Raw genomic sequence first — 22,276 nt, forward strand, 5'->3', positions numbered from 1 at the left:
CAATAATCCGACAACTAGCAACTGACAACTAATACCCAATGAATATCCTCGTTCTCGACAACTACGACTCCTTTACCTACAACCTCGTGCAGGTGCTACGCGAGTTGGGGCACCGCGACAACGTAACCGTGATTCGCAACGACAAGCTGGCCCTCGACGATGTGGCGCAGTACGACGCCGTGCTGTTGTCGCCAGGCCCGGGCTTGCCTTCCGAGGCAGGGCTGATGCCGGAGATTATCCGCTGCTACGCGCCCACCAAGCGTATTTTGGGCGTGTGCCTGGGCCATCAGGGGCTGGCCGAAAGCTTCGGCGGCGAACTGTACAACCTGCCCCAGGTGCTGCACGGCCTCGCCACCGACGCTCACCTTACAGCCCCCGACCGGCTGTTCGATGAGCTGCCCAATACCTTTAAGGTAGGCCGCTACCACTCCTGGAGCGTCCGGTCCGAGTCGGTGCCGGCGGCGCTGGAAGTAACGGCCGTGGATGAGAACGGTCAGGTATTGGCTTTCCGCCACCGCGAGTACGACGTGCGCGGCGTGCAGTTCCACCCCGAATCCATTCTCACCGAACACGGCCACCAAATGCTGCGCAACTGGCTGAAATGAGGACATCAGCACCTGGTAAAATGAACAGTGTCATGCTAAGCGCAGCCGAAGCTTCTCTACCGCTTCGTTGCCAAGGTAGTTGACATTACCATTTTGGTAGAGAGGCTTCGGCTCGGCTCAGCATGACACGCCCAAACCAACTGTTCCCATCTACAAAATCCCATCATCAGCAACATCAGTGATTCTGTGAAACATATTCTCACCCAACTCTTCGACCAGCAGTTGCTTACGCACGCTGAGGCCCACGAAGCCATGCTGCGCATCGGGCAGGGCGAAGCCAACGCCGCCGAAATGGCCGCCTTTATGAGCGTGTACCGGATGCGACCCATTTCGGTGCCCGAGCTGGCCGGTTTTCGCGACGCGCTGCTGAGTCTGAGCCGCGACCCGGAGCTGGGCACCCGCGACACCATTGATATTGTGGGCACCGGTGGCGACGGCAAAGATACGCTCAACATCAGCACGCTGGCCTGCTTCGTGGTGGCGGGTGCGGGCTACCACGTCACCAAGCACGGCAACATTGGCGTGTCGTCGGTGTGCGGCTCGTCGGACGTGCTAGCCCAGTTGGGGGTTGATCTGGCGGCTGACAACGACGGGCTGAAGCGGCAGCTGGAGCGGGCCGGCATCTGCTTTCTGCACGCACCCTCGTTTCATCCGGCCATGCGCCACGCCGGGCCGGTGCGCCGCGAGCTGGGCGTACGTACGTTCTTCAACATTCTGGGGCCACTCGTGAACCCGGCCCGGCCGAAATTCCAAGTGGCCGGCACCTTCAGCCTGGAGCTGCTGCGCCTCTACCACTATTTGCTCCAGCAAACCGATACCCGCTACGCCGTGGTGCACGCCCTCGATGGCTACGACGAACTCTCGCTAACGGCGGCCGCCAAGCTGGCCACGCCCGAAGGCGAGCGGGTGGTGTCGGCCGCCGATTTGGGCCTGAGTGCCACACGCCCCGAGGAGCTGGCCGGTGGCCGTACCGCCGCCGAATCGGCAAGCCTGTTCGTAGAGGTGCTTGAAGGCCGCGCCACCCGCGCCCAGCGCGACGTGGTAACGGCCAACGCTGCGCTGGCCATTAGCTGCCGCGAGCCCAACTTCAGCTTCGCCGAAGCCCTGGCCGCCGCCCGCGAGTCCCTGGATACGGGCCGGGCTAGAAAGGCTCTTAAGCTGTTAGCTGACAGTCACTAGCTGTTAGCTTTTCGTTCTGTCAGATTCAGGCTCAATCAATCCAACTCCGTTCATACTACTGAACATCAAGCTAACAGCTATCAGCTGTCAGCTAATAGCTCAAAAACCATGACCATTCTCGATAAAATAATTGCCCATAAGCGCCGCGAAGTGGCCGACCGCCAGAGCCTGGTGCCGGTGAAGCTGTTGGAAACCAGCCTGTACATGGAGGCGACGCCGCTAAGCCTGCGCCGCTACCTGCTGCGCGACGATTTGAGCGGTATCATTGCCGAGTTCAAGCGCAAGTCGCCCAGCAAAGGCGTGATAAATGCCCACGCGCCGGTCGAGCGTACCACGCTGGGCTACATGCAGGCGGGCGCTTCGGCGCTGTCGGTGCTTACTGATACCGAGTTTTTCGGCGGCAAAAACGAGGACCTGACCACGGCCCGGCGCTACAATTTCTGCCCCATTCTGCGCAAAGATTTCGTGGTGGACGAGTACCAGATTATCGAGGCAAAGAGCATTGGGGCCGACGCCGTGCTGCTGATTGCGGCCGTGCTCTCGGGCGAAGAAGTGCTGCGCCTGGGCCGGCTGGCCAAAAGCCTGGGGATGGAAGTGCTGCTCGAAATCCATGATGCCCAGGAGCTCGACAAAACCCTGCACCCCGACGCCGTGAGCCTGGTAGGCGTGAACAACCGCAACCTGCACGACTTCGTCGTGAGCCTCGACACCTCGGGCGAACTGGCCCAGCGCATTCCCAACGACTACGTGAAGGTGACCGAAAGCGGCCTGACCAGCGCCGCCGACATCCGGGCCCTGCGCGAAGTAGGCTACCGGGGCTTCCTGATGGGGGAGGCCTTCATGCGCCACGCCCGCCCCGAGCTGGCCTGCGCCGCCCTGGTGCAGCAGTTATAGGACGCAGCGCCGGCTTCGTCCTGCATCAAACTTCGCCACCGTTCCGTTGTTGGCTCCTCAAATACCTTTGCCATGTTACCTGAATCCTCGCTGTCTGCTGTTGCCCCGCTGCATATTAAGGTGTGCGGGATGAAATACGCCGAAAACATTCAGGAAGTGGCGGGCCTCGAACCTGACCTGATCGGCTTCATTTTCTACTCGAAATCGAAGCGGTTTGTGGGCCAGGAACTGGAGGGGGAGCTGCTGCGAAGCCTGCCACCAACGCTTTGCAAAGTGGGCGTGTTCGTGAACGAGAGTACCCCCGAAATCTTGCGCCGGGTGGCCTGCTACGGCCTCGATCTGGTGCAGCTACACGGCGACGAAACACCCGCGCAGTGCGCCGAGCTGCGGGCGGCCGACGTGGGCGTCATCAAGGCGTTTGCGGTGGGCGAGGCTGTCGATTTTGCGGTCCTGGAACCCTACGTGCCGCATTGCGACTACTTTCTCTTTGACACGCTGGGGCCCCAGCCGGGCGGCAATGGCACCCGTTTCGACTGGGAGCTGCTGCGGCGCTACGATTTGCCGGTGCCTTACCTGCTGGCCGGCGGCATCGGCCCCGAGCAGGCCCAGGAGTTGGCCCAGCTGACGCTGCCCGGACTCTACGGCTTCGACCTCAACAGCCATTTTGAAACCGCACCCGGCCGCAAAGACCCTGTCCGGCTGCAGGCATTCCTCACGCAACTCCGCACCCGCCCCGCAGCGGGCAATTCACTCCGAACTTCCTCCTTGTCATGACAACTACTCCCACTTACCAGCAACCCACCGAGCGCGGCTACTACGGCCAGTTTGGGGGCGCGTTCATCCCCGAAATGCTCTACCCCAACGTGGAAGAGCTGCGCCAGCAATACCTCGACATCATGGCCGAACCTGCGTTCCAGCAGGAGTATCAGCAGCTACTGCGCGACTACGTGGGCCGGCCCACACCCTTGTTCGAAGCCAAGCGGCTGTCGGCTAAGTACAATACCCGCGTGTTTCTCAAGCGCGAAGACCTTTGCCATACCGGCGCCCACAAAGTCAACAACACGGTGGGGCAGATTTTGCTGGCCCGGCGGCTTGGCAAAACCCGCATTATTGCTGAAACCGGGGCCGGCCAGCATGGCGTGGCCACGGCCACCGTGTGCGCCCTGATGGGCATGGAGTGCATTGTGTACATGGGCGAAGTGGACATGGAGCGGCAGAAGCCCAACGTGTACCGCATGCGCCTGCTCGGGGCCGAGGTGCGGCCCGCCAGCAGTGGCAGCAAAACCCTGAAAGACGCCACCAATGAGGCCATCCGCGACTGGATTTCAAACCCCGTCGACACCCACTACATCATCGGCTCGGTGGTGGGCCCGCACCCGTACCCCGATCTGGTGGCCCGGTTGCAGGCCGTTATCAGCGAGGAAATGCGCAAGCAGCTGCTCGAAAAAACCGGCTCCGAGCTGCCCCAATTCGTGGTGGCCTGCGTGGGCGGCGGTTCGAATGCGGCCGGCGCATTCTACCATTTTCTGGAAGACCCGGAGGTGCAGCTGGTAGCTGTGGAAGCGGCCGGGCACGGCGTGCATTCGGGCCACTCGGCGGCCACGTCGGTGCTGGGCAAGCCGGGCATTATTCACGGTTCGCGCACGTTGCTCATGCAGGATGAGGACGGCCAGATTACCGAGCCTTACTCGCTGAGCGCGGGCCTCGATTATCCCGGTATCGGGCCGCTGCACGCGTTTCTGGCCGATGCGGGCCGGGCACGCTTCCTCAGCGTAACCGACGACGACGCGCTGAAAGCGGTAATCGAATGCAGCCGCCTCGAAGGCATCATCCCGGCCCTGGAAACTGCCCACGCCCTGGCCGTGCTCGACCGAATTGGCGCCGGCCCCGACGATGTGGTGGTTGTTAACCTTTCGGGTCGTGGGGATAAGGACCTCGAAACGTACATCCAGCAGGACCTGATGTAATATCCTGTCATCTTGAGCGAAGCGAAGGACTGAAGAAGGTGTCAGTTGTTGATTGGCTTCTTTCCAGGTCTTCGCTTCGCTCAGGATGACAGTTCATACCCAACCCATGAACCGAATCCAGAACGCCTTCCAGCAGGACAAGAAACTGCTCAACATCTACTTCACGGCCGGCTACCCGGAGCTAAATTCAACCGTGCCCGTGCTCAAAGCCCTGGCCGATGCCGGAGCCGACCTGATTGAAATCGGGATGCCGTTTTCCGATCCGCTGGCCGACGGGCCAGTGATTCAGGCCAGCAGCACGGTGGCGTTGCACAACGGCATGAACATGCGCGTGCTGTTCGGGCAGCTGGCCGGTATCCGCGCCACGGTGCCCGATACGCCGATTCTGCTCATGGGCTACCTCAACCCGGTGATGCAGTTCGGGGTAGAAAACTTCTGCTGCGAGGCCGCCGCCGCTGGGGTCGATGGCGTGATTCTGCCCGACTTGCCGCTTGATGATTACGTAGCCGAGTACCAGGATATCTTCCGCCGCCACAACCTGCGGCCGGTGTTCCTCATCACGCCCCAGACTGCCCCCGAGCGCATCCGCCGCATCGACGAGCTGACCGATTCGTTTCTCTATCTGGTATCGGGCCCCGGCACCACGGGCGGGGCCAACACCCAGGCTGCGGGCGTGCAGGATGCCTACTTCCAGCGCATCGAGGATATGCAGCTCCGTAATCCCCGCCTCATCGGCTTTGGTATTTCGGATAAGCAGTCGTTTGCCAGCGCCTGCCGCTACGCCGAAGGTGCCATCATTGGCTCGGCCCTGATTAAGGCGTTGGAAGGCGCTGATGACGCTCCGGCGGCGGCAGCGGCTTTCGTTTCTTCTATCATTCAATAACCTCGTTCTTCGCAATCCGCTCCGCAAATCAGGTTAAATGCTTTCCCGCTAACCTCTACAAGAAAGCACCTCTCCCCATCCGATGATTCTCCAACTCGACCCCCAAATTTCCGCGCAAAACCAGCAGGAAATTGAAGCCAAAATAAAGGCCCTCAGCTACAAGTCTACCGCCGTAAAAACCCAGCGGGCCAACTACCTCGTGGCCATCGGCAAGGCCGAAATCGACCTGCGCAGCTTGGGCCAGCTGCCCGGCGTGCAGGACATCCACCGCGTGTCCGACGACTATAAGCTGGTGAGCCGCAAGTGGCGCGTGCGCCCCACCGTGCTCGACCTCGGCGACGGCGTGCGCATCGGGGAGGGCACGCTAACGCTGGCCGCCGGTCCGTGCAGCATCGAGAGCGAGGCCCAGATGGAAAGCATCATGCAGCACCTCGTGGATAATGACGTGCGCATTATGCGCGGCGGCGTGTACAAGCCGCGCTCCTCGCCCTACTCGTTCCGCGGCCTGGGCATGGAAGGGTTGCGGCTGTTCCACCAGATGGCTCGCGCCCGCGGCATCAAAATCATCACCGAGGTAATGCAGGTGTCGCAGGTGGAGGAGATGCATGACTACGTGGACGTGTTCCAGGTGGGCGCCCGCAACACCCAGAACTTCAACCTGCTCGATGCCCTGGGCGGCGTCGATAAGCCGGTGATGATCAAGCGCGGTATTTCGGGTACACTGGAGGAGCTGCTTTCGTCGGCCGAGTACGTGTTTTCGGGTGGCAACGAGAAGCTGATTCTCTGCGAGCGGGGCATCCGGACCTTCGAAACGGCCTCGCGCAATACGCTCGACCTGAACGCGGTGCCGATTCTCAAGGAGAAAACCCACCTGCCCGTTATCGTCGACCCCTCGCACGGCATCGGCATCCGCGACTACGTGGCCCCGATGGCGCTGGCCGGCGTGATGGCCGGGGCCGATGGCATCATCTATGAAGCCCACGAAACCCCCGAGAAAGCCGCTTCCGACGGTGCCCAGACGCTTAACTTTGATGAGTCGGCCCGCCTGATTCGCAACTTGCGCCGGGTGTACGCACTGCGTCAGGAGTTAGAGTAAGTAGGTCGTTGTCAGTTATTCGTTGTTATTTGTCTTTGAAAAAGATAGTCTGACAGCGAATAAATGATAATAAACCCATGTTCAGCTTCAACCTGTATAGCTCCCTGCTACTGCCGTTTTTTGTGCAGGGCGTGGTGGTGAGCGGGGTGCTCGGATGGCGCAGCCGGCGCGAGGAATCGGCCTGATCCGTAGTTTGTATGGGGGGTGTCGGCCGCAGAAGAAGCCGCAGGAAGGAAAAAGAAGAGTCGGAATTAAAAGGCCGGTTGCAGTTGTTCGCAGATTTATGAATAAGGGTGCTAACTTGCCCGCTACGCATTATCATTTACTCTTTTTTGAACATGAGATTAACACTCGTAAGCGCTTCCGTTGCCTGTATGGTCTTGCATAGTTGCCAAAGCAAAGAAACAGTACAGCCAAAGCCTGCATCTAAAGTGTACAGTACGGCAGTTAATGTTAGCGAAAGCGGGGCTCCTGCGTATGTGCTACCTGAAACGGAAATTGGCCTTGCTACTTATCAGGGGCCCACAGCCCTGTTGGTGGTGAGTGGTAAATTAAATACTGGCACTCCCGTTCGCATCACGTTCAAACAAAGTAGCCCGGTAACGGCTGGAGCTAACATCACCGACCAAGTGGAGGTATATTCCGAAAAGCTGGGCGATGCGGTGCAGGCTAGTGGGCGCACTACTCGAGATGGCAGCAAAAACGCGGTGACGGGCAGCTTTACCTCTCGTTTCGCCAATGGTACAACGCTCGACGGTACAATTGTAGGCTTGTTACTGCCTTAAATCGGCACAAATATCTTAAATCCAAAGGGTAATTTATTTCCCAAAAATCGGCGGTTATTAAAGCGCAATACGCGTTTTTTGTAAACGCTGTTATTTATTTAAATATATTTTGCAATATTAAATGTGAGGAGCCAGTGTTTTAAATCAATCACTAATTGCTGTATGTATCGTAGAAGCTAGTATCATTGCCGGTAAGGAAGTTAAAAGTGAAAATGTATTCCTTCCTTCTCCTTTGAAAGACAGTAAGACCCGTTTCTGCCAGGAATCGGGTCTTTTTTACGCTTTTTTGCTATGCTCCAATAAAATAGAACCATCCAATTTGGAAAATGTTGTTCGACTGCCAAACGGCGCTAGTTTATTAACGAGTCTGCGCGGCTTTCTGACAGGAGTTAGAGTAATTGATTTTTGGTTGCTGACGTTGGGTCTTTGGCGTGAACTCTTTATTGTGTAATAAATCAGATAGAAGTCAAAACTAAAAGTAAACCCATGTTCAGCTTCAACCTGTATAGCTCCCTGCTACTGCCGTTTTTTGTGCAGGGCGTGGTGGTGAGCGGGGTGCTCGGATGGCGCAGCCGGCGCGAGGAATCGGCGGCTGATGCTTGGCTGGCGTTGCTGCTGCTGCTGTTTGCGGTTCGGCTGGCGCAGTGGATGCTGGGTTTCGCGGGCTGGTACGACGCGCACGACGGGCGCACCGTGTTCATGTTTTACTTCCCATTCAGCAATTGGTTGGCAGTTGGCCCGGTGCTGTACTTCTATTTTCGAAGTCTCACCAACCAGCAGTTTCGGTTTGGCGGTATGCATTGGCGGCACTTTCTGCCGGCGCTGCTGTACTTGGGCTGGCGGTTGGTGGTGCTGGCCTACGATTTGGGCTGGTGGCACGGCTGGCGCGGGCGGCCGTTTTTCGCCCACTTTGGCACCAAAGGTCCACTGGCTGCCTGGGCCGATGGCCAACCCATTGACCTATTGGTTGGTATAGTAGGCTACGCGCTGGTGCTCTACTACGCCGTACGAACCCTGCGCGAGTACCGCGCCTATGCCAATTACCTCGACGACAACTTTTCGGATACGCATCAGATTCGGTTCCGGTGGCTGCGCAACGTGCTGATAGCCGTGGTGGTGGGTACCAGTATCACGCTGCTATTCGCGCTTATCAGTGATTTTATCCAGCCCCTTGATTATTATCAGGCGTGGTACGACTACCTGTTTACGGGCCTGCTGATTTATTACCTCAGCATAGCGGGCCTGCTCACGGGGCACCGGCTGGCGTCCCTGCGTTTTCAACCTCCTACGGGAACCGCAAGTAGCGATGCTGTTGCCTCGGAAGCCCTTGCCGAGGAAACACCAGAGGCCGTGCCGGTAGCGTTTGATTCCATCAAAGACCCCGCAACCACTGAGGCGGCCGAAGAGCTGACGCGCTGGACTGCCCGGCTATTGCAACACATGGAAACGGCGCGGCCGTATCTGGCACCCGAGCTCACGTTAGGGCAGCTGGCTGCCCAATTGCGGACCAATACCTCTTGGCTATCGAGGGTTATCAATTCCGGCTGTGGACAGAACTTCAACGATTTTACCAACGAGTATCGGGTGCGGGAGGCCGAGCGGCGCCTGCGTGACCCGCGGTTCCGGCATTACACGCTGCTGGCGGTGGCCCTGGAGGCGGGCTTCAATTCGAAATCCACTTTCAACCGGGTATTCCGGAAACTGCGCGGTACCACGCCCAGCGCGGTGGCCAAGAAGCTGGAAGCCGAACCTGGCTCAGGTGCCAAACCATAAATCGGGACGTCCCGGAAAGTAAATCGGGGCGCTCGGGCTGCTGCCAGGTAGTTGTTTTGGGGCATCGTTCACCCTAGCTCTCTGTGATATGCGCCGTTTCTTGTTTCTTCGTGCCCTGTTGGGGCCGTGCCTGCTCATTGGGCTGGGTGGTCTGCTCTCCGTTTGCCGGGCCGGTATCAACTCCAACCTGTTCATCGAGTCCGGCAAACAATTCGTGCTGGGTGGCGGGCAGCCTGGGTCGTTCAAAGTGGTGGCCCACAACGTAGGCAACGTCCCGGTTGAGTTACGGGAGCGTCCTAAAGGGGGCGGCGTATTTGGGCGTGCCATCCTGCAGCCGGGGCAGGCGGCAACGCTGCGCTTCCTGGCAGGCTCTGCGGCCTTGGTCCTTAATCCGTCGGCCCGTACGGCCAATCTTAAGTTGCGCATCACCGGTGACACTCGGCTGGGAATGGGGTACGAACCCAACGGCCAAAAGTAATGAGGCGGTCGGCTGGGTTGTGAATAGTACTCAGCACCATCGCCCTGCCCTCAGTTCCGGCAAACCAGGTTATGCACCGGCCGCTATTCGCCCGATTATTGGCTGAGCAACGCCGCCCGGAGGCGGGTGAGCCGGCACGAAATACAACCTCTAAAGTCAGCCCGGAATAGGAGACTCAGTGAGGAAACAGGTAGGTAAAGCGTACGCTGACTGTTGTATTTTTACCTCGCCGAGTAGAAAACAGAAGAAGCTATCAGATTTAGTGGTAAAAGTAGATATTCTGAAACAGGGGTAAAAAAAGAAGGTAATTCATTCAATCAAGGTGTGTCCCCCTGGATGTAGGGTATTAAATACATAGATTCGTTGACAAAAAAAGCAAATTTGGTGGATTTAGACCTTAAAAAATAAAGGTCAAGATGTTTTGATTCATTTATTCTTTCTCTATATTCGCCCATCATGTTGAACCTAACAACCCAGCGCTTTAACCCCATTACCGCCTGCTTTATGCAGGACGGAGTCGGGCGGCGTTGCCGGTACGGAAGTTAAGGAAACCATGAAAATCCTTCTCCTCTGAAATCCAGTAAGGCCCGATTCCGACAGGAACCGGGCCTTTTTTTATGCCCTACTGCCATGCTTGAACAGTCCTATCAGCGCTACACTTCCCAGGACCACTTGGTCTGGAAAGTCTTGTTTGACCGCCAGACGGCGCTACTCCACAAGCGGGCCTGCGCGGCTTTCTGGCAGGGACTGGCCGCTGCTGGTCTGCACCGCAACGCCTTGCCCGACTTCGGGCAGGTGAGTGAGCGACTGCGGCAGGCCACCGGCTGGGAGCTGGAGCCCGTGGCCGGCGCGCTGGGCGATGCTGATTTCTACGGCCTGCTGGCCCGCCGCCGCTTCCCGGCCACGGTCTGGATCCGCAGCATGGAACAGTTCGATTTCATCGAGGAGCCCGACCTGTTCCACGGCGTATTCGGCCACGTACCGCTGCTGATGGATGCCGCCTTCGCCGATTTCCTGCAGTTCCTTGGCCACGTGGCCACTCGCCACCTGACCGATGCGGCAGCTCTCGTGCGGCTGGAGCGGCTTTACGGTTTCGCGGTGCAGTTTGGGCTGGTGCAGGAGAAGGGCGAAACCCGGTTGTTCGGGGCCGGCCTGCTTTCCTCTTCGGGCGAAATCCACCACTACCTGGCCGATACGGCCCCGCGCCGGCCATTCGAGTTGGCCGCCGTGCTCGATACGCCCTACAGCGAGGTGCACTTGCAGGACCAGTATTTCGAGCTCAGCAGCTGGGACCAGCTCACCGAAAGCGTTGCCGATCTGGCCGCGGCTCTGTCTGCGGAGCCGCAACCAGTGCTGGTGGCGGAGTAAAAGCGGCTCGTACCGCTCAACTCCGTTTCGCGGGGCGACATAAAATTCCGGTTTTTCTCCTTCCATCGTTGCTTTCCGCCGTCGCCGCCCTACATTTGCTTTTGATGATGCGCTTCACTTCCCGCTATTACGCTTATGCCTATTATGCTCCGGCCCGGAGCGGAGCGGCGGCGGCGTGCCGGAAGCAGGAGTAGCATTTCCCTTCCCACGTTTTGTCAAGCCTGCTTCCGCTCCGTGCGGGGGCAGGCTTTTTCTTTTTTTGCCTTTTGATTCATCCAATGAACTTCCTGACTGAAACCTTCGCTCCCCAGGCACTGCTCCGCCAGCAATACGATCAGTACACTGACGCCGACCAGCACGTGTGGCAGCTGCTTTTCGACCGCCAGATGACCCTGCTGCCCGGCCGCGCCGCCGATGACTTTCTGGAAGGTGTGCGCCAGGTCGGCTTCACCCGCAACGCCATTCCTGACTTTCGGGAGGTAAATCCGCGCCTGCTGGAGCAAACCGGCTGGGAGCTGGTCGTGGTGCCTGGTATCGTGGACGACACTGTGTTCTTCGGGCTGCTGGCCAACCGCCAGTTCCCGGCCACTACCTGGCTGCGTACCCTTGAACAGCTCGATTACCTGGAGGAACCCGACATGTTTCACGACGTATTTGGCCATGTGCCGCTACTCACGAACCCGGGTTTCGCGGCGTTTCTGCAGGCGCTGGGCGCGGCGGCCGTGCAGCACGGCACTGGCCGGCCTGAGGTACTGGAAATGTTCACGCGCCTGTACTGGTTCACGGCCGAGTTCGGCTTGGTGCAGCAGCCCGAAGGCCTGCGCATCTACGGGGCCGGGCTGCTCTCCTCGCACGGGGAGGTGAAGTTCAGCCTCAGCGACCAGCCCACCCGCCTGCCCTTCAGCCTCCGAGGCGTACTGGAGACCCCCTTCGAAAAAGACAAATTCCAGGACCTCTATTTCGTGCTCGATAACATGGAGCAGCTCCCGGAGAGCCTGACGAATTTGGTCGAGTTGCTTGAGGTGGTGAGAAATTAGAACTGAGAAGAGGAACGTCATTCTTTGCTCTGCGCTGAATGACGTTCCTCTTCTTACCTCTCACCACTAATACCGCCACCCCTACCGACGGTAGATAAAGTGCAGCAGCCAGAGCGGGCCGATGAGTAAAAACTGTAAATCCTTGAGGAAGGAAGGCTTTTTGCCCTCGACTTTGTGACCCCAGAACTGCCCGGCCCAAGCCAGCACGAAAATGATGAGGCACACGGCCCAGAGTGGCAACGCGGCCTGGGCCTGCACCACCCGCAGGGCCAGCGCCATAGCCAGCCACACCAGTACCATGCCCACCGCCAGCCGCCCCGAAAGCCGTAAGTAGTACGCTACAGCCAGCGCCATCGTTAGGGTGGCCCAGTTCAGCCAAGGGCTTAGAGCGGCCAAGCCGGCCGGCACCGGCAGCGCCCACAGCAACCCCAGCAACGCGAACATAATCAGTGGCACACATACCCAATGCACCAGCTTGTTGGTCGGGTTCTGGTGGCTCTCGGCGTACTCGTTGAGCAGCCGTTGTACCGGTGAAATAGTGGTATCCATGCAAGTAGAGGTAGGCAGAGGTGGATAGATGGCGGGTAGCGACTGGAATGTAAGGATTTACCAGCTGATTCAGTAATACTTCTCCCCGGCATCATCATCACAATCAAACAAAAAAGGCTGCCCTACTGGGGCAGCCTTTTTGAGTGGGAAGCGGTTTCCAAATACTGGATTTACAACTGAAGACGAAGCAGTGCTTCGTCCTACAATCGTCCACAAAATTCATGCAATCCGTTAGAATCCGCGCTAATCCGTGCTCCTACTTGAGCTTGAGGTTCTTCTTCAGGTAAGCAACGGCGGCGGCATGAGCATCCTCGGCCATGGCCTTGTTGTATTTGGGGTTCGAAGGGTTGGCGAAGGCGTGGTCGGCGTCGTAAGCTTTCACAGTGAGGCCTTTTTTGGCCATCTTCATGTCCTTTTCGAACTGGGTTACTACCTCCTGGTTGATCCACTTGTCCTGCTTGGCAAACACCATCAGCACGTCGGTATTCAGGGTTTTAAGTTTGGCCACGTCCTTTTCGGGCATGCCGTAGTACATCACCGCGCCCACGGCCTGCTTGCCGGCCAGCAGGGCCGTTTGCAGGCTCCAACCACCACCAAAGCACCAGCCGATGCTGGCTACCTGGGCCCGGGAACCAGCGTGCAGCAACGCACCTTTGATGATGGCCTGGGCCCGTTCAGTCTTCACGCTTTGCATGAGCTTGCCAGCTTCGTCGGGCGTGCTGGCTACCTGGCCGTCGTAGAGGTCGAGGGCAATGACGTTGGTGCCGGGCAACTCCTTGGCCAAGCGGGCGGCTTCCTGCTTGATGTAGTCGTTGAGGCCCCACCACTCGTGAATCACGAACAGGTACTTGTCGGAGCGGATGCTGCTCTTAATTTCGAAGGCCTTGCTGCTGCCGCCATCGGTGGTTTTGAACTCAATCATCTCGCCCGAACCAGCGTAGGTGAAGGGCAGCGGTGCATCGTGGCCACCCGAGAAATCCTCATTGGTTGCCAGCATAGCGAATGCCTCGGTGGCGTTCTGGCCGGCTGCAGGTTTGGCGCAGCAAAGCAGGGAGTTTTGGGCCGAAGCCACGGAAACGACGCTCAAGAGCGCGACGCACAAAGTCCAGATTTTTTTCATAATAAAAGAGGGGAGAAAATGAGGGGGTGAAGAAAGCCCCAGACCAATTCGTGTAACTACACGGGTGGGCCGGGGCTGCATTAACCGGAAGCGGGAAAATTAGTTTCGGCCGCCTGCTATTCGGGTTGGGTCCGGATGCTGGCCTTCAGCTCGGTGAGCAACGCGTAAAGGCCCACGTAGGTGCGGTTGAGGTAGATGAAATGCTCAGAACCGCGTGGTTCGCGTTGCTGGCGGAGTTCGGGTTGCTGCATCAGGTCGTCGCCGAGGGCGTAAAGGGCCTGCATATAGCTGGGGTCGCCGAAGTCGAAGGTGGGCTGGCGGAAGGGGCGGCCCACCAGCTCCAGCGAGGCGCGCATGGTATCGACGTAGAAGGCCCGGCGGGCAGGCGTATCATCAGGGCGGAGCACGCCGCCTTCTTCGAGCAAAGCGGCCAGCTTGGCCGGATCAGCCAGGGTTTCGGGGGTGAGCAGGGCCGTGAAGAGGCGGTGTACATCGGCCGGAATCTCCTTCACGCAACCAAAATCTAGCACGCCTACGGTGCCACCCGCATCAGTCTGCAACAGGAAGTTACCGGGGTGGGGGTCGGCGTGCACGCGGCGCAGCTCGTTGAGCTGGAACATATAGAAATCCCAGAGCGCCTGGCCCAACTGGTTGCGCACGGCCTGGGTAGGCTCGGTGAGCAGGAACTCCTTCAGGTGCTTACCCGGAAGCCAGTCCATGGTGAGAATGCGGGCCGACGATAACTCGGGGTAGTACTTCGCGAACTGCAAATGGGCCAACCCGGCGCAGGCAGCGGCAATTTCCTGGCCCCGGCGCAGCTCCAGGGCATAGTCGGTTTCCTCGATGAGCCGGGTTTCCACTTCCTGCATGTAGGGCCGCACGGTGGCCTCATCGAGGCCCAGTACGCGCAGGGCAATGGGTTTAACGAGTCGGATGTCGGAGCGAATGCTGTCGGCCACGCCGGGGTACTGCACCTTCACGGCCAGTTCCCGGCCATCTTGCCGCGCAAAATGCACCTGCCCGATGCTGGCGGCCTGCCGGGCACTCAAATCGAACTCCTCAAACACCTCAAACGGCGACTTGCCGAAGGCATCGCGGAAGGCTTTGACGACCAGGGGACCCGAGAGGGGCGGGGTCTGGTACTGGGCCTGGGCAAACTGGTCGGCGTAGGCGGTGGGCAGCAGGTTTTTCTCCATGGCCAGCATCTGCGCCACCTTCAGCACCGAGCCCTTCATTTCGCTGAGCGTGCCATAAAGCTCGGCCGCGTTGGCGGCGTGCAGGTCGGCCATCTGGCTGTCGGCACCCACAGCCCGCTTGGCGTAATGCTTCACGTAGTTGGCCCCCACATTGAGGCCGGTTTTGGCGAAGCGCGCCGCCCGCGCCACTTTGGTCGTCGGCAGCGACGTGAGGGATTTAGGGGTGTCGTCGGGCATAGGAGCAAGGGAAAGAATGGCTGGTCTAAAAATCGGGTCATGCAGAGCGAAGTGAAGCCGAAGCATCTCTACCGTAACCACCACTATACCCTACTGAAAGTCTAGGTCTTCTAAACAGGTAGGCCACCTTTGGGTTTTTTACGCCACCAAATCCTTTCTGCCCCGTGAAGTAATGCCTCATCACCAGGACTACAACCGTTCTACAGCACTTGCCCACCGTGCGCATGCTAACTCGTTAGACGTTTACCAGTAATTTGTTTAGGACTTACGCACCTATGGCGCATGTCTGCCTTGTCTACTACATACCGGGCCTCGCCTGTCGGCCAGGGAGTAAGCCGCTTGCCAGAACGACCATCAGGTTCTCTACTAGTAAGGCAGCTTCTCGCGCAGGGCGCTGTAAGTCCAGGTGCCGGCCAGGGCCGCCAGAATCATCACGGCAGCCGCGCCTAGGCCGCTTCCTAGCTGGGCAAACAGCGGACCGGGGCAGGCCCCGGTAATGGCCCAGCCCAAGCCGAAGATGAAGCCGCCAATCCAGATGCCGTGGTTGAATTTCTTGTCGGCAAGCTTGATTTCCTCGCCGTTGATGGATTTCAGGCGGTTGCGCTTGATGAGCTGAATCGAAATCATGCCCACCACAATGGCCGAACCGATGACGCCGTACATGTGGAAGGCCTGGAAGCGGAACATCTCCTGAATCCGGAACCAACTGATAACTTCACTTTTGGTGAGAATGATGCCGAACAAGGTGCCCAGCACCAGGTATTTTAAGTATTTCATGGGGTTGAGAAACGGGGTCGAAACAGGTTAAAACAGCACTGGGTAAATCACCCAGGTCATCAGCAGGCCGCCGGCGAAGAAGCCGATAACGGCCACCAGCGAAACCCACTGCAGATTCGAGAGGCCCGAAATGGCGTGGCCCGAGGTGCAGCCCCCGGCGTAGCGCGTGCCGAAACCCACCAGGAAGCCCCCGAATACCAGGAAAAACCAGCCCTTCCAGTTGGCTAGGTTATCCAGCGAGAATAGCTCGCGCGGCAGCAGACCCGAGAAGTCGGTCAGGTGCAGCTCAGTTTTGAGGTCCTGAATAGTTTCGGGCGATATTCCCACCACGTCGGGGTGGCCCATCAGGTGGTAGCCGATAAAGCCGCCCAGCGCCACGCCCAGCACAAACACCAGGTTCCAGATTTCGGCCCGCCAGTTATAAGTCAGGAAGGGAATGCCAGCCGGCACGCAGGCCGCGCACACGTGGCGCAACGAGGAACTGATACCCAGGGCCTTGTTGCCGATGAGCAACAGGGCCGGCACCGTCAGGCCAATAAGGGGCCCGGCCACGTACCAGGGCCAGGGCTGTTTCAGAAGTTCAAGCATGCTATTCAGAGAAGAAAAAAGAGCGTACGGCCCGGCTCAGCGCCTGACGCCCGGAATAAGAAAATTCAGGAACTACCGCGTGGTCAGCGGCTCGGGCCAGTCGAGCACCCCGCCCAGCAGGTTGCTGACATTGGCAAAGCCGGTTTTTGTGAGCTGCCCGGCCGCCGTGGCCGAGCGGGCTCCGCTGCGGCAGTACACGTAAGTGGGCGCGTCCTTATCGAGGCTGGCCACGCGCTGGGTAAAGTCGGGCGCGGTGACTTCGATGTTCACGGCCCCGGACAAATGGCCCTGGGCAAACTCCTCGGGGCGGCGTACATCCACGAGCACCGCGCCGGGCTGGCGCAAGCCCTCGGCGAACTTGGCGGGCGTGAGGTTGTGGAAGGCGGAGTCAGCAGATTTATTAAAACCAGACATGGCGTGGGATTTTGAAAGGGTAAATGGATGAGTATAACGTTGGGGTAGCACAAGCTGAACCTAGTGAGCCGCCTCAGTCGTTTGGAAAGACTTCACGGCCTCGCCCAAATCCAGCACTTTGGTGCCGGGCAGGGCGGGGGCCACAATGCTGCTGCCCGCCGCCGAGCGGTAGCCGCCGGCGCAATGCACCACCACGGGCTTGCCGGCTGGAATCTCGCCCACCCGCTCGCGCAGCTCGGGCAGCGGTAGGTTGAGGGCACCGGCAAACAGCGGCTCCGCTTTCACCTCCGAGGCATTGCGGATGTCCACGATGGTGTAGTGCTCGGGGTGGTGGCGGAAGGCCTCCACGTCTATTGGGGGCAGGGTTTCTTTAGCGGATGGCATACCCACCAGAGCGCCCGCAATCAGCGGCTCGTAGCCAATTTTAGCCGTTTTCTGAATCAAATCCGTCAGCGTGGCCTCGTCGGTCGCCAGCAGGTAGAACGACTCCTGCGGCCCCACGATGGAGCCCAGCCAGGTTTCGAACTTGCCGCCCTGCTGAATGTTAATGGCGCCAGCCACGTGGCCCTTCTTGAACTCGGCTTCGGGGCGCGTGTCTACCACCACTACACCGGCTTCCAGCGTGGCGCCGGGAGCTAGGCGAGGTACTTTGGCGATGCTGCGGGCAAAGTCGGGCGCACCGGCTTTGTTCAGGTCTACATCGTAGCCGAAGTACTTGGGAATGAACGGCTGGTCGGCCAGCAGCTCTTGCACGAAGGCCTCCTCCGACTGCGGGCGCAGGGCGTAGTTGCCGGCCTTTTCGGCCCCGATGGTGCTGCTGTTGGCCGAGTTGGTGGCCTTGCTGCAGAGCGAGCCCGCGCCGTGGGCGGGATACACCAGCACGTCGTCGGCCAGGGGCATGAGCTTCTCGCGGGTGCTGTGATATAGCTGCCGGGCCAGCTCCTCGCGCTTGGCGGTCAGGGTACCGGCTTTTTCGCGCAGGTCGGGCCGGCCCACGTCGCCGATGAGCAGCGTGTCGCCCGTGAACACGGCCACGTCGTGGCCCTCGCGGCTGAGCACGGTGCTCACCGAGTCGGGCGAGTGGCCGGGCGTGTTCAGGGCCCGGAAGGTGAGCTTGCCCACCATGAACGACTGGCCCTCGTCGAACGCCTCGTGGTCGTATTCAGCTCCCAGCAGCTTGCTGACGCGGATTACCGCGCCGGTTTGCTGCGCAATTTCCAGGTGGCTGCTCACGAAGTCGGCGTGGGGGTGGGTTTCGAGCACGGCCACAATTTTTGCGTTGTGCTTTTGGGCGAAATCGTAGTAGGGCTGGGGGGCGCGGGCGGGGTCTACGAGCACAATTTCGCGGGCGCACTCGCTGAGCACTGCGTAGGAGTAGTGGGCGAGGCCTTTATCTTCGAACTGTTCGATTTTCATGTCGGTAAGCATAAAGAGTGAGAAAGAAGGCAGGTTAGGATTGGTGAAACAGGAGTTCTTTGACGAGAATAAACGTGCCCATGCCCAGCGTGAACCAGCCGAAAGCCGGCTTCAGCTTGGCCCCCGGAATGAAGCGGGCCAGGTAGGTGCCCAGCACGATGCCGCCGAGCGCAAAGGCCAGAAAGCCTAGGATAAACGGCCACGCGATGGGCGTGCCTGCGCTCAGGTCGCCGGTGAATCCGATGAGTGAATTCAGCGCTATAATGGCCAGCGAGGTGCCCACAGCCAGTTTCATGGGCAGGCGCGCGCCCAGCACCAGGGCCGGAATGATGAGGAAGCCGCCGCCCGCGCCCACGAAGCCCGTGAGCAGGCCCACCACCAAGCCGATGCCCAGAATGAGGGGGTAGTTGAAGGCGTGCTTCTGGTGCAACTCCCCGTCCAGCATCTCCTCCGCCTGCTTGCTGCGAATCATGGAAACGGCCGCGCCCACCATGAGGACGGCGAAGGCCACCAGTACCAGCAAGTCTTTGGTAAACATGATGCTAGCCACCGTAAAAAGCTCGTGCGGGATGGCCGGCATCAGCACTTTGCGCACCAGAAACACCGACGCCAACGAGGGAACCAGGAACACCAGGGCCGTTTTCAGCGACACCAGCCCCTTGCGGAAGTAGCCCGCCGCGCCCAGCACCGACGTACTGCCCACCACGAACAGCGAGTAGGCCGTGCTCAGCACCGGGCTCACGCCCATCAGATACACCAGCACGGGCACTGTGAGGATGGAGCCGCCGCCGCCCATGATGCCGAGCGAGAGGCCGATGAAGATGGCGGCGAAATAGCCGAAGTAATGGAGCATGAGGAAAATACGTATGAAATTATGAAGGTTTGTTCATGTGTAAAGACAAAAAAAATGCCGGCCCTCTACAAAAAGGTGCAGCCGGCCAGGCACTGAATCACATCTACTACTTCCCGCATTTTGAGCGAATAAAAGATGTTTTTGCCCTCGCGGGTGCTGCTCAGAATGCCCTTGAGCTTCATACCCGACAGGTGATGCGAGAGCAGGCTCTGCTCCACGCTCAGCTTGTCGCTGATTTCGGTTACCGACAGACTCTCCTGAGCCGCCAGCAGCTGCACGATGGCAATGCGGGTAGGGTGGGCCGTGACCTTGAGAATGAAGGCCACCTTTTCCATCTTCTCGATGGAGAGGCCCATATCAACAGCAAGGGTGGAGGTAGCAGGTAGCATGACGGGAGTAAATATATGAACAACTTGTCATGCATACAGCCATAAGCCCCCATAAGTTCATGGCATTCGATAACTTCTTCCGCAGGATTTAGGCAAAAGGGAGCCATACGCTTCGCTGTCCTGCGGCTCGCGCTACAAGCATCTGGCTCCCCTTGGCGTAATCCCTATGATGCTCGGCGTGCGGGAAAAGAAACTGCCTGTGAAGTAGTTGGGATCTGTCAGTATGGCGTGCAGGCGTGCTTCCGCAACAACGACTAGCTCAACGGTCGTGAGCAATGTTAGGAGCTCGTCTGCATTTTCTATGCACGGGCAGGTGAAATTACATTGGGCTCCTACCTATCTTTGGTCTGTTGATCAATTAGCTACTGCTCATGCCCACCTCTGCCTCCCGGCTCTACTTCAACAACCCCGTAGGACGGATTATGGAACACCCTGATGGGTATGCTCACCTTATCTACGAGCCCGGCCCCCGCCGGCTAGACTACCTCCAGGCCTTCCTCACCCATACGGGCCAACTGCTACGCCTGCGGGGCTGGCACAAGCTTTTCGGCGACCAGCGCCTGATGACCCCCTACACGCCCGAGGAAAGCCAGTGGATTGTCGATTACTGGCTCACGGCCGAGCAGCGCGGCAGCGCAACTATCTACGGGGCCGTGTTGCTGCCCCATGATGTCTTTGCCCGTCTTTCCGTGAGCCAGGTCATGACCGAAGCCCAGGCCGCCGCCCTCACTTACCGCCTGTTCGACTCGGAGGCAGCAGCCCAGGAATGGCTGCGGCAAGTGCCGTAAGGCCTGGCAGCCCACCGGCTGGAAGAGGCTGGTGGAAAGCGGCCGCAACAGCGCCGGGCTAGGTCAGGTCAGGTCTGCCTACGCAGGTCCGGCGCCACCCCTCGTCAAAGCCACCAGATACCCGCCGAAAACCATCCTGCCATGGCCCAACGCATCCTCCACGAAAGTCCTAACCTCACCATCTCCTTCAGCTACCTCGACGATTGGCTCTACCTCGACTGGCACGGCAATCTCGACGATGACAAGGCCATGGCCGGAGCCCTCAAGTTGCTTGAACTGCTGCCCCAGGAGCGCTGTGCCAAAGTGCTTAACGATAACACCCGCGTCACGGGCCTGTGGGCTGACGCGGCCAAGTGGGGCAGCGACGTGTTTTTTCCGCAGCTCTACGCGGTGGGTTGCCGCTACTTCTCGTGGGTGCATTCGCCCGAGCGTTACAGCCAGCTTTCGGCCGAGCTAGCCGTACAGCAAACCGCTGCTGGTATTACTTTTATGGCGTTCAACGATCTGTCCATGGCAGCCGCATGGCTCCGTAGCATGTAATCTCCCGTCGCCTGCCTCGTCTTATTTTCGCGCTATGACTCCTCCTCTTCCCGCCCCCGTACATTCTACTCTCTGTGGCAGCTGCCGGAGCACTATATGCTGGTAGCACCGGATTTCACTATTCTGGACGCCAGCGACCGGTACCTGACCACCACGCTACTGGAGCGCGATGCCATTGTGGGGCGCGACGTGTTTGATGTTTTTCCGCGCGAAGAGCAGAGCGAGTGGCAGGTGCTGTTCAACTCTCTGGAATACGTGCGCCAGCATGCCACGGCCCACACGATGCCCCGCATCCGCTACGACCTGCAGCGCCCTGCCGGGCAAGGCGGCCTGGAAGAGCGCTACTGGCAAACCACCAACTACCCCCAGCTCGACGACCAGGGTCGGCTCCAGTACATTCTGCTCAAAACCGAGGACGTAACCGCTCAGCACCGCGCCGAGCAGCAGGCTACAATCATGCAGCGCGAACTGCGCGAAAGCCAGGAACGTTCGCGCTTTATTCTCGAGTCGCTGCCCGTTATGGTCTGGACTACCCAGCCCGATGGCGCGGCCGACTACTTCAACCAGCGCTGGCTCAACTTTACCGGTAAGCCGTTGGCGGCCGAAACAGACTCGGGCTGGCTCGATGGCGTGCACCCCGAAGACCGCGACGGCGCGGCCAAGGCCTGGCGTGGGGCCTACAAGTCGGGCCAGCCGTACCAGACCGAGTACCGCCTGCGCTGCACCGACGGCGACTACCGCTGGGTGCTGGCCCGCGGTGTCCCGCGCCACAACGCCGAGGGGGCCATTACCATGTGGGTAGGTTGCAGCATCGATATCCACGACCAGAAGCTGATGGTGCAGGAGCTGTTGCAGGCCAGCGAAGAGCAGGCCGCCCTTTCCGACCAGGCATACGAGGCCTACCAACTGGCCCAGTCGCAGCGCGAAACCTTTTATGCCCTGTTTCAGCAGGCACCCGCTCTCATTGCCATTGCCCGGGGGCCGCAGTACGTGTTTGAGTTTGCCAACCCACCCTATCACGAGCTGTTCGCTACCGACGATATCCTCGGCCGCACGGTGCTCGATGTGGTGCCCGAAGCCGGCGAGCAGGGCTTTATCGCGCTGCTCGACCAGGTTTACGAAACCGGCGAACCCTTCTACGGCAAACAAATGCTGCTGCAGCTTCATCGCCGCGCCACGGGCCAGATAGAGGAGCGCTACTTTGATTTCAGCTACCAGGCCTTCCGCGAAAATGGACAGATTGTGGGCATTCTCAGTTTTGCCTTCGACGTGACGGAACTGGTGCAGGCCCAGCACAAACTCGAAACGCTCCTGACTCCGCCCCCCGTTGCTTCTTAAGCAGGT

The 22,276-nt window shown here is 59.4% G+C and carries 24 protein-coding genes; 15 read left to right on the forward strand and 9 right to left on the reverse strand.

What is annotated here, in order from left to right; genetic code table 11:
* Positions 1-38: 38 nt before the first annotated feature.
* The 12 genes from CDA63_RS05520 to phhA all read left to right on the forward strand — a co-directional run bounded on the left by CDA63_RS05520 (position 39) and on the right by phhA (position 12,065).
* The gene (locus CDA63_RS05520) at positions 39-605 is read left to right on the forward strand and encodes an anthranilate synthase component II (RefSeq protein WP_088463448.1); all 567 of its coding nucleotides are present in this window, start codon (positions 39-41) and stop codon (positions 603-605) included.
* A gap of 186 nt (positions 606-791) precedes the next feature.
* The gene (gene trpD, locus CDA63_RS05525; RefSeq protein ID WP_088463449.1) at positions 792-1,784 is read left to right on the forward strand and encodes an anthranilate phosphoribosyltransferase; all 993 of its coding nucleotides are present in this window, start codon (positions 792-794) and stop codon (positions 1,782-1,784) included.
* Positions 1,785-1,892: 108 nt separating this feature from the next.
* The gene (gene trpC / locus CDA63_RS05530; RefSeq protein ID WP_088463450.1) at positions 1,893-2,678 is read left to right on the forward strand and encodes an indole-3-glycerol phosphate synthase TrpC; all 786 of its coding nucleotides are present in this window, start codon (positions 1,893-1,895) and stop codon (positions 2,676-2,678) included.
* A gap of 129 nt (positions 2,679-2,807) precedes the next feature.
* Positions 2,808-3,452: a phosphoribosylanthranilate isomerase gene (locus CDA63_RS05535; protein WP_242434558.1), complete on the forward strand. Its 645-nt coding sequence runs from the start codon at positions 2,808-2,810 to the stop codon at positions 3,450-3,452.
* Positions 3,449-4,645: a tryptophan synthase subunit beta gene (gene trpB / locus CDA63_RS05540; protein ID WP_088463451.1), complete on the forward strand. Its 1,197-nt coding sequence runs from the start codon at positions 3,449-3,451 to the stop codon at positions 4,643-4,645. Before CDA63_RS05535 ends, trpB begins: the two co-directional genes overlap by 4 nt.
* A 106-nt stretch (positions 4,646-4,751) precedes the next feature.
* On the forward strand, positions 4,752-5,528 hold the full coding sequence (gene trpA / locus CDA63_RS05545) for a tryptophan synthase subunit alpha (RefSeq protein WP_088463452.1): 777 nt from the start codon (positions 4,752-4,754) through the stop codon (positions 5,526-5,528).
* An 82-nt stretch (positions 5,529-5,610) separates the two neighbouring features.
* On the forward strand, positions 5,611-6,624 hold the full coding sequence (aroF, locus tag CDA63_RS05550) for a 3-deoxy-7-phosphoheptulonate synthase (protein ID WP_088463453.1): 1,014 nt from the start codon (positions 5,611-5,613) through the stop codon (positions 6,622-6,624).
* A 374-nt stretch (positions 6,625-6,998) separates the two neighbouring features.
* Positions 6,999-7,409 carry a hypothetical protein gene (locus CDA63_RS20355; protein ID WP_126546749.1) on the forward strand — a complete coding sequence of 137 codons (411 nt, stop codon included), beginning with the start codon at positions 6,999-7,001 and terminating at the stop codon, positions 7,407-7,409.
* A 486-nt stretch (positions 7,410-7,895) separates the two neighbouring features.
* A complete protein-coding gene (locus CDA63_RS05555) occupies positions 7,896-9,182 on the forward strand; it encodes a helix-turn-helix domain-containing protein (protein WP_088463454.1) in 1,287 nt (428 codons plus the stop codon).
* Between the two features lie 88 nt (positions 9,183-9,270).
* Positions 9,271-9,660, forward strand: a complete 390-nt coding sequence (locus tag CDA63_RS05560) for a hypothetical protein (protein ID WP_088463455.1) — start codon at positions 9,271-9,273, stop codon at positions 9,658-9,660.
* Between the two features lie 570 nt (positions 9,661-10,230).
* Positions 10,231-11,028: a phenylalanine 4-monooxygenase gene (locus tag CDA63_RS05565; RefSeq protein ID WP_262490644.1), complete on the forward strand. Its 798-nt coding sequence runs from the start codon at positions 10,231-10,233 to the stop codon at positions 11,026-11,028.
* 278 nt (positions 11,029-11,306) lie between these two features.
* Positions 11,307-12,065 (forward strand): phenylalanine 4-monooxygenase, encoded by a 759-nt coding sequence (gene phhA / locus CDA63_RS05570; protein WP_088463457.1) that lies wholly within the window; start codon positions 11,307-11,309, stop codon positions 12,063-12,065.
* A gap of 81 nt (positions 12,066-12,146) precedes the next feature.
* Here phhA and CDA63_RS05575 read toward each other — a convergent pair whose 3' ends face one another.
* The 9 genes from CDA63_RS05575 to CDA63_RS05615 form a co-directional block, all read right to left on the reverse strand.
* Positions 12,147-12,614, reverse strand: coding sequence for an Mpo1 family 2-hydroxy fatty acid dioxygenase (locus tag CDA63_RS05575; protein WP_088463458.1), 468 nt, complete (start codon positions 12,612-12,614; stop codon positions 12,147-12,149).
* 256 nt (positions 12,615-12,870) lie between these two features.
* A complete protein-coding gene (locus CDA63_RS05580; protein WP_165768202.1) occupies positions 12,871-13,734 on the reverse strand; it encodes a dienelactone hydrolase family protein in 864 nt (287 codons plus the stop codon).
* Positions 13,735-13,850: 116 nt separating this feature from the next.
* Positions 13,851-15,167 (reverse strand): ABC1 kinase family protein, encoded by a 1,317-nt coding sequence (locus tag CDA63_RS05585; RefSeq protein ID WP_088463459.1) that lies wholly within the window; start codon positions 15,165-15,167, stop codon positions 13,851-13,853.
* Positions 15,168-15,533: 366 nt separating this feature from the next.
* Positions 15,534-15,944: a DUF6691 family protein gene (locus CDA63_RS05590; RefSeq protein WP_088463460.1), complete on the reverse strand. Its 411-nt coding sequence runs from the start codon at positions 15,942-15,944 to the stop codon at positions 15,534-15,536.
* 27 nt (positions 15,945-15,971) lie between these two features.
* A complete protein-coding gene (locus CDA63_RS05595; RefSeq protein ID WP_199797501.1) occupies positions 15,972-16,541 on the reverse strand; it encodes a YeeE/YedE family protein in 570 nt (189 codons plus the stop codon).
* A gap of 63 nt (positions 16,542-16,604) precedes the next feature.
* Positions 16,605-16,946 carry a rhodanese-like domain-containing protein gene (locus CDA63_RS05600; protein ID WP_088463462.1) on the reverse strand — a complete coding sequence of 114 codons (342 nt, stop codon included), beginning with the start codon at positions 16,944-16,946 and terminating at the stop codon, positions 16,605-16,607.
* A gap of 60 nt (positions 16,947-17,006) precedes the next feature.
* Positions 17,007-18,362, reverse strand: a complete 1,356-nt coding sequence (locus CDA63_RS05605; protein WP_088463487.1) for an MBL fold metallo-hydrolase — start codon at positions 18,360-18,362, stop codon at positions 17,007-17,009.
* Positions 18,363-18,396: 34 nt separating this feature from the next.
* Positions 18,397-19,215 (reverse strand): sulfite exporter TauE/SafE family protein, encoded by an 819-nt coding sequence (locus CDA63_RS05610; RefSeq protein ID WP_088463463.1) that lies wholly within the window; start codon positions 19,213-19,215, stop codon positions 18,397-18,399.
* Positions 19,216-19,280: 65 nt separating this feature from the next.
* Entirely contained in the window at positions 19,281-19,604 is a 324-nt protein-coding gene (locus CDA63_RS05615) for an ArsR/SmtB family transcription factor (RefSeq protein ID WP_242434559.1), read from the reverse strand.
* Between the two features lie 371 nt (positions 19,605-19,975).
* Here CDA63_RS05615 and CDA63_RS05620 point away from each other — a divergent pair, with 371 nt between their 5' ends.
* The 3 genes from CDA63_RS05620 to CDA63_RS05630 all read left to right on the forward strand — a co-directional run bounded on the left by CDA63_RS05620 (position 19,976) and on the right by CDA63_RS05630 (position 22,270).
* Positions 19,976-20,392: a hypothetical protein gene (locus CDA63_RS05620; protein ID WP_088463464.1), complete on the forward strand. Its 417-nt coding sequence runs from the start codon at positions 19,976-19,978 to the stop codon at positions 20,390-20,392.
* 141 nt (positions 20,393-20,533) lie between these two features.
* On the forward strand, positions 20,534-20,932 hold the full coding sequence (locus tag CDA63_RS05625; RefSeq protein ID WP_088463465.1) for a hypothetical protein: 399 nt from the start codon (positions 20,534-20,536) through the stop codon (positions 20,930-20,932).
* Positions 20,933-21,028: 96 nt separating this feature from the next.
* Complete coding sequence (locus CDA63_RS05630) at positions 21,029-22,270, forward strand: PAS domain-containing protein (RefSeq protein WP_088463466.1); 1,242 nt, start codon at positions 21,029-21,031, stop codon at positions 22,268-22,270.
* The last annotated feature ends 6 nt before the right edge of the window (positions 22,271-22,276 follow it).

The organism is Hymenobacter amundsenii (assembly GCF_002204745.1).
Lineage (GTDB): Bacteria > Bacteroidota > Bacteroidia > Cytophagales > Hymenobacteraceae > Hymenobacter > Hymenobacter amundsenii.

Excerpts from the sequence above, each read along its gene's own strand:
- trpC (WP_088463450.1), top strand. The coding sequence starts at position 1,893 with ATGACCATTCTCGATAAAATAATTGCCCATAAGCGCCGCGAAGTGGCC.
- CDA63_RS05580 (WP_165768202.1), bottom strand. The coding sequence starts at position 13,734 with ATGAAAAAAATCTGGACTTTGTGCGTCGCGCTCTTGAGCGTCGTTTCC.
- CDA63_RS05555 (WP_088463454.1), top strand. The coding sequence starts at position 7,896 with ATGTTCAGCTTCAACCTGTATAGCTCCCTGCTACTGCCGTTTTTTGTG.
- CDA63_RS05520 (WP_088463448.1), top strand. The coding sequence starts at position 39 with ATGAATATCCTCGTTCTCGACAACTACGACTCCTTTACCTACAACCTC.
- CDA63_RS05615 (WP_242434559.1), bottom strand. The coding sequence starts at position 19,604 with ATGCTACCTGCTACCTCCACCCTTGCTGTTGATATGGGCCTCTCCATC.
- CDA63_RS05575 (WP_088463458.1), bottom strand. The coding sequence starts at position 12,614 with ATGGATACCACTATTTCACCGGTACAACGGCTGCTCAACGAGTACGCC.
- CDA63_RS05585 (WP_088463459.1), bottom strand. The coding sequence starts at position 15,167 with ATGCCCGACGACACCCCTAAATCCCTCACGTCGCTGCCGACGACCAAA.
- CDA63_RS05560 (WP_088463455.1), top strand. The coding sequence starts at position 9,271 with ATGCGCCGTTTCTTGTTTCTTCGTGCCCTGTTGGGGCCGTGCCTGCTC.
- trpB (WP_088463451.1), top strand. The coding sequence starts at position 3,449 with ATGACAACTACTCCCACTTACCAGCAACCCACCGAGCGCGGCTACTAC.
- CDA63_RS05590 (WP_088463460.1), bottom strand. The coding sequence starts at position 15,944 with ATGAAATACTTAAAATACCTGGTGCTGGGCACCTTGTTCGGCATCATT.
- aroF (WP_088463453.1), top strand. The coding sequence starts at position 5,611 with ATGATTCTCCAACTCGACCCCCAAATTTCCGCGCAAAACCAGCAGGAA.
- CDA63_RS05535 (WP_242434558.1), top strand. The coding sequence starts at position 2,808 with ATGAAATACGCCGAAAACATTCAGGAAGTGGCGGGCCTCGAACCTGAC.
- trpA (WP_088463452.1), top strand. The coding sequence starts at position 4,752 with ATGAACCGAATCCAGAACGCCTTCCAGCAGGACAAGAAACTGCTCAAC.
- CDA63_RS05610 (WP_088463463.1), bottom strand. The coding sequence starts at position 19,215 with ATGCTCCATTACTTCGGCTATTTCGCCGCCATCTTCATCGGCCTCTCG.
- CDA63_RS05630 (WP_088463466.1), top strand. The coding sequence starts at position 21,029 with ATGCTGGTAGCACCGGATTTCACTATTCTGGACGCCAGCGACCGGTAC.
- CDA63_RS05600 (WP_088463462.1), bottom strand. The coding sequence starts at position 16,946 with ATGTCTGGTTTTAATAAATCTGCTGACTCCGCCTTCCACAACCTCACG.
- CDA63_RS05625 (WP_088463465.1), top strand. The coding sequence starts at position 20,534 with ATGGCCCAACGCATCCTCCACGAAAGTCCTAACCTCACCATCTCCTTC.
- CDA63_RS05605 (WP_088463487.1), bottom strand. The coding sequence starts at position 18,362 with ATGAAAATCGAACAGTTCGAAGATAAAGGCCTCGCCCACTACTCCTAC.
- CDA63_RS05620 (WP_088463464.1), top strand. The coding sequence starts at position 19,976 with ATGCCCACCTCTGCCTCCCGGCTCTACTTCAACAACCCCGTAGGACGG.
- phhA (WP_088463457.1), top strand. The coding sequence starts at position 11,307 with ATGAACTTCCTGACTGAAACCTTCGCTCCCCAGGCACTGCTCCGCCAG.
- CDA63_RS20355 (WP_126546749.1), top strand. The coding sequence starts at position 6,999 with ATGGTCTTGCATAGTTGCCAAAGCAAAGAAACAGTACAGCCAAAGCCT.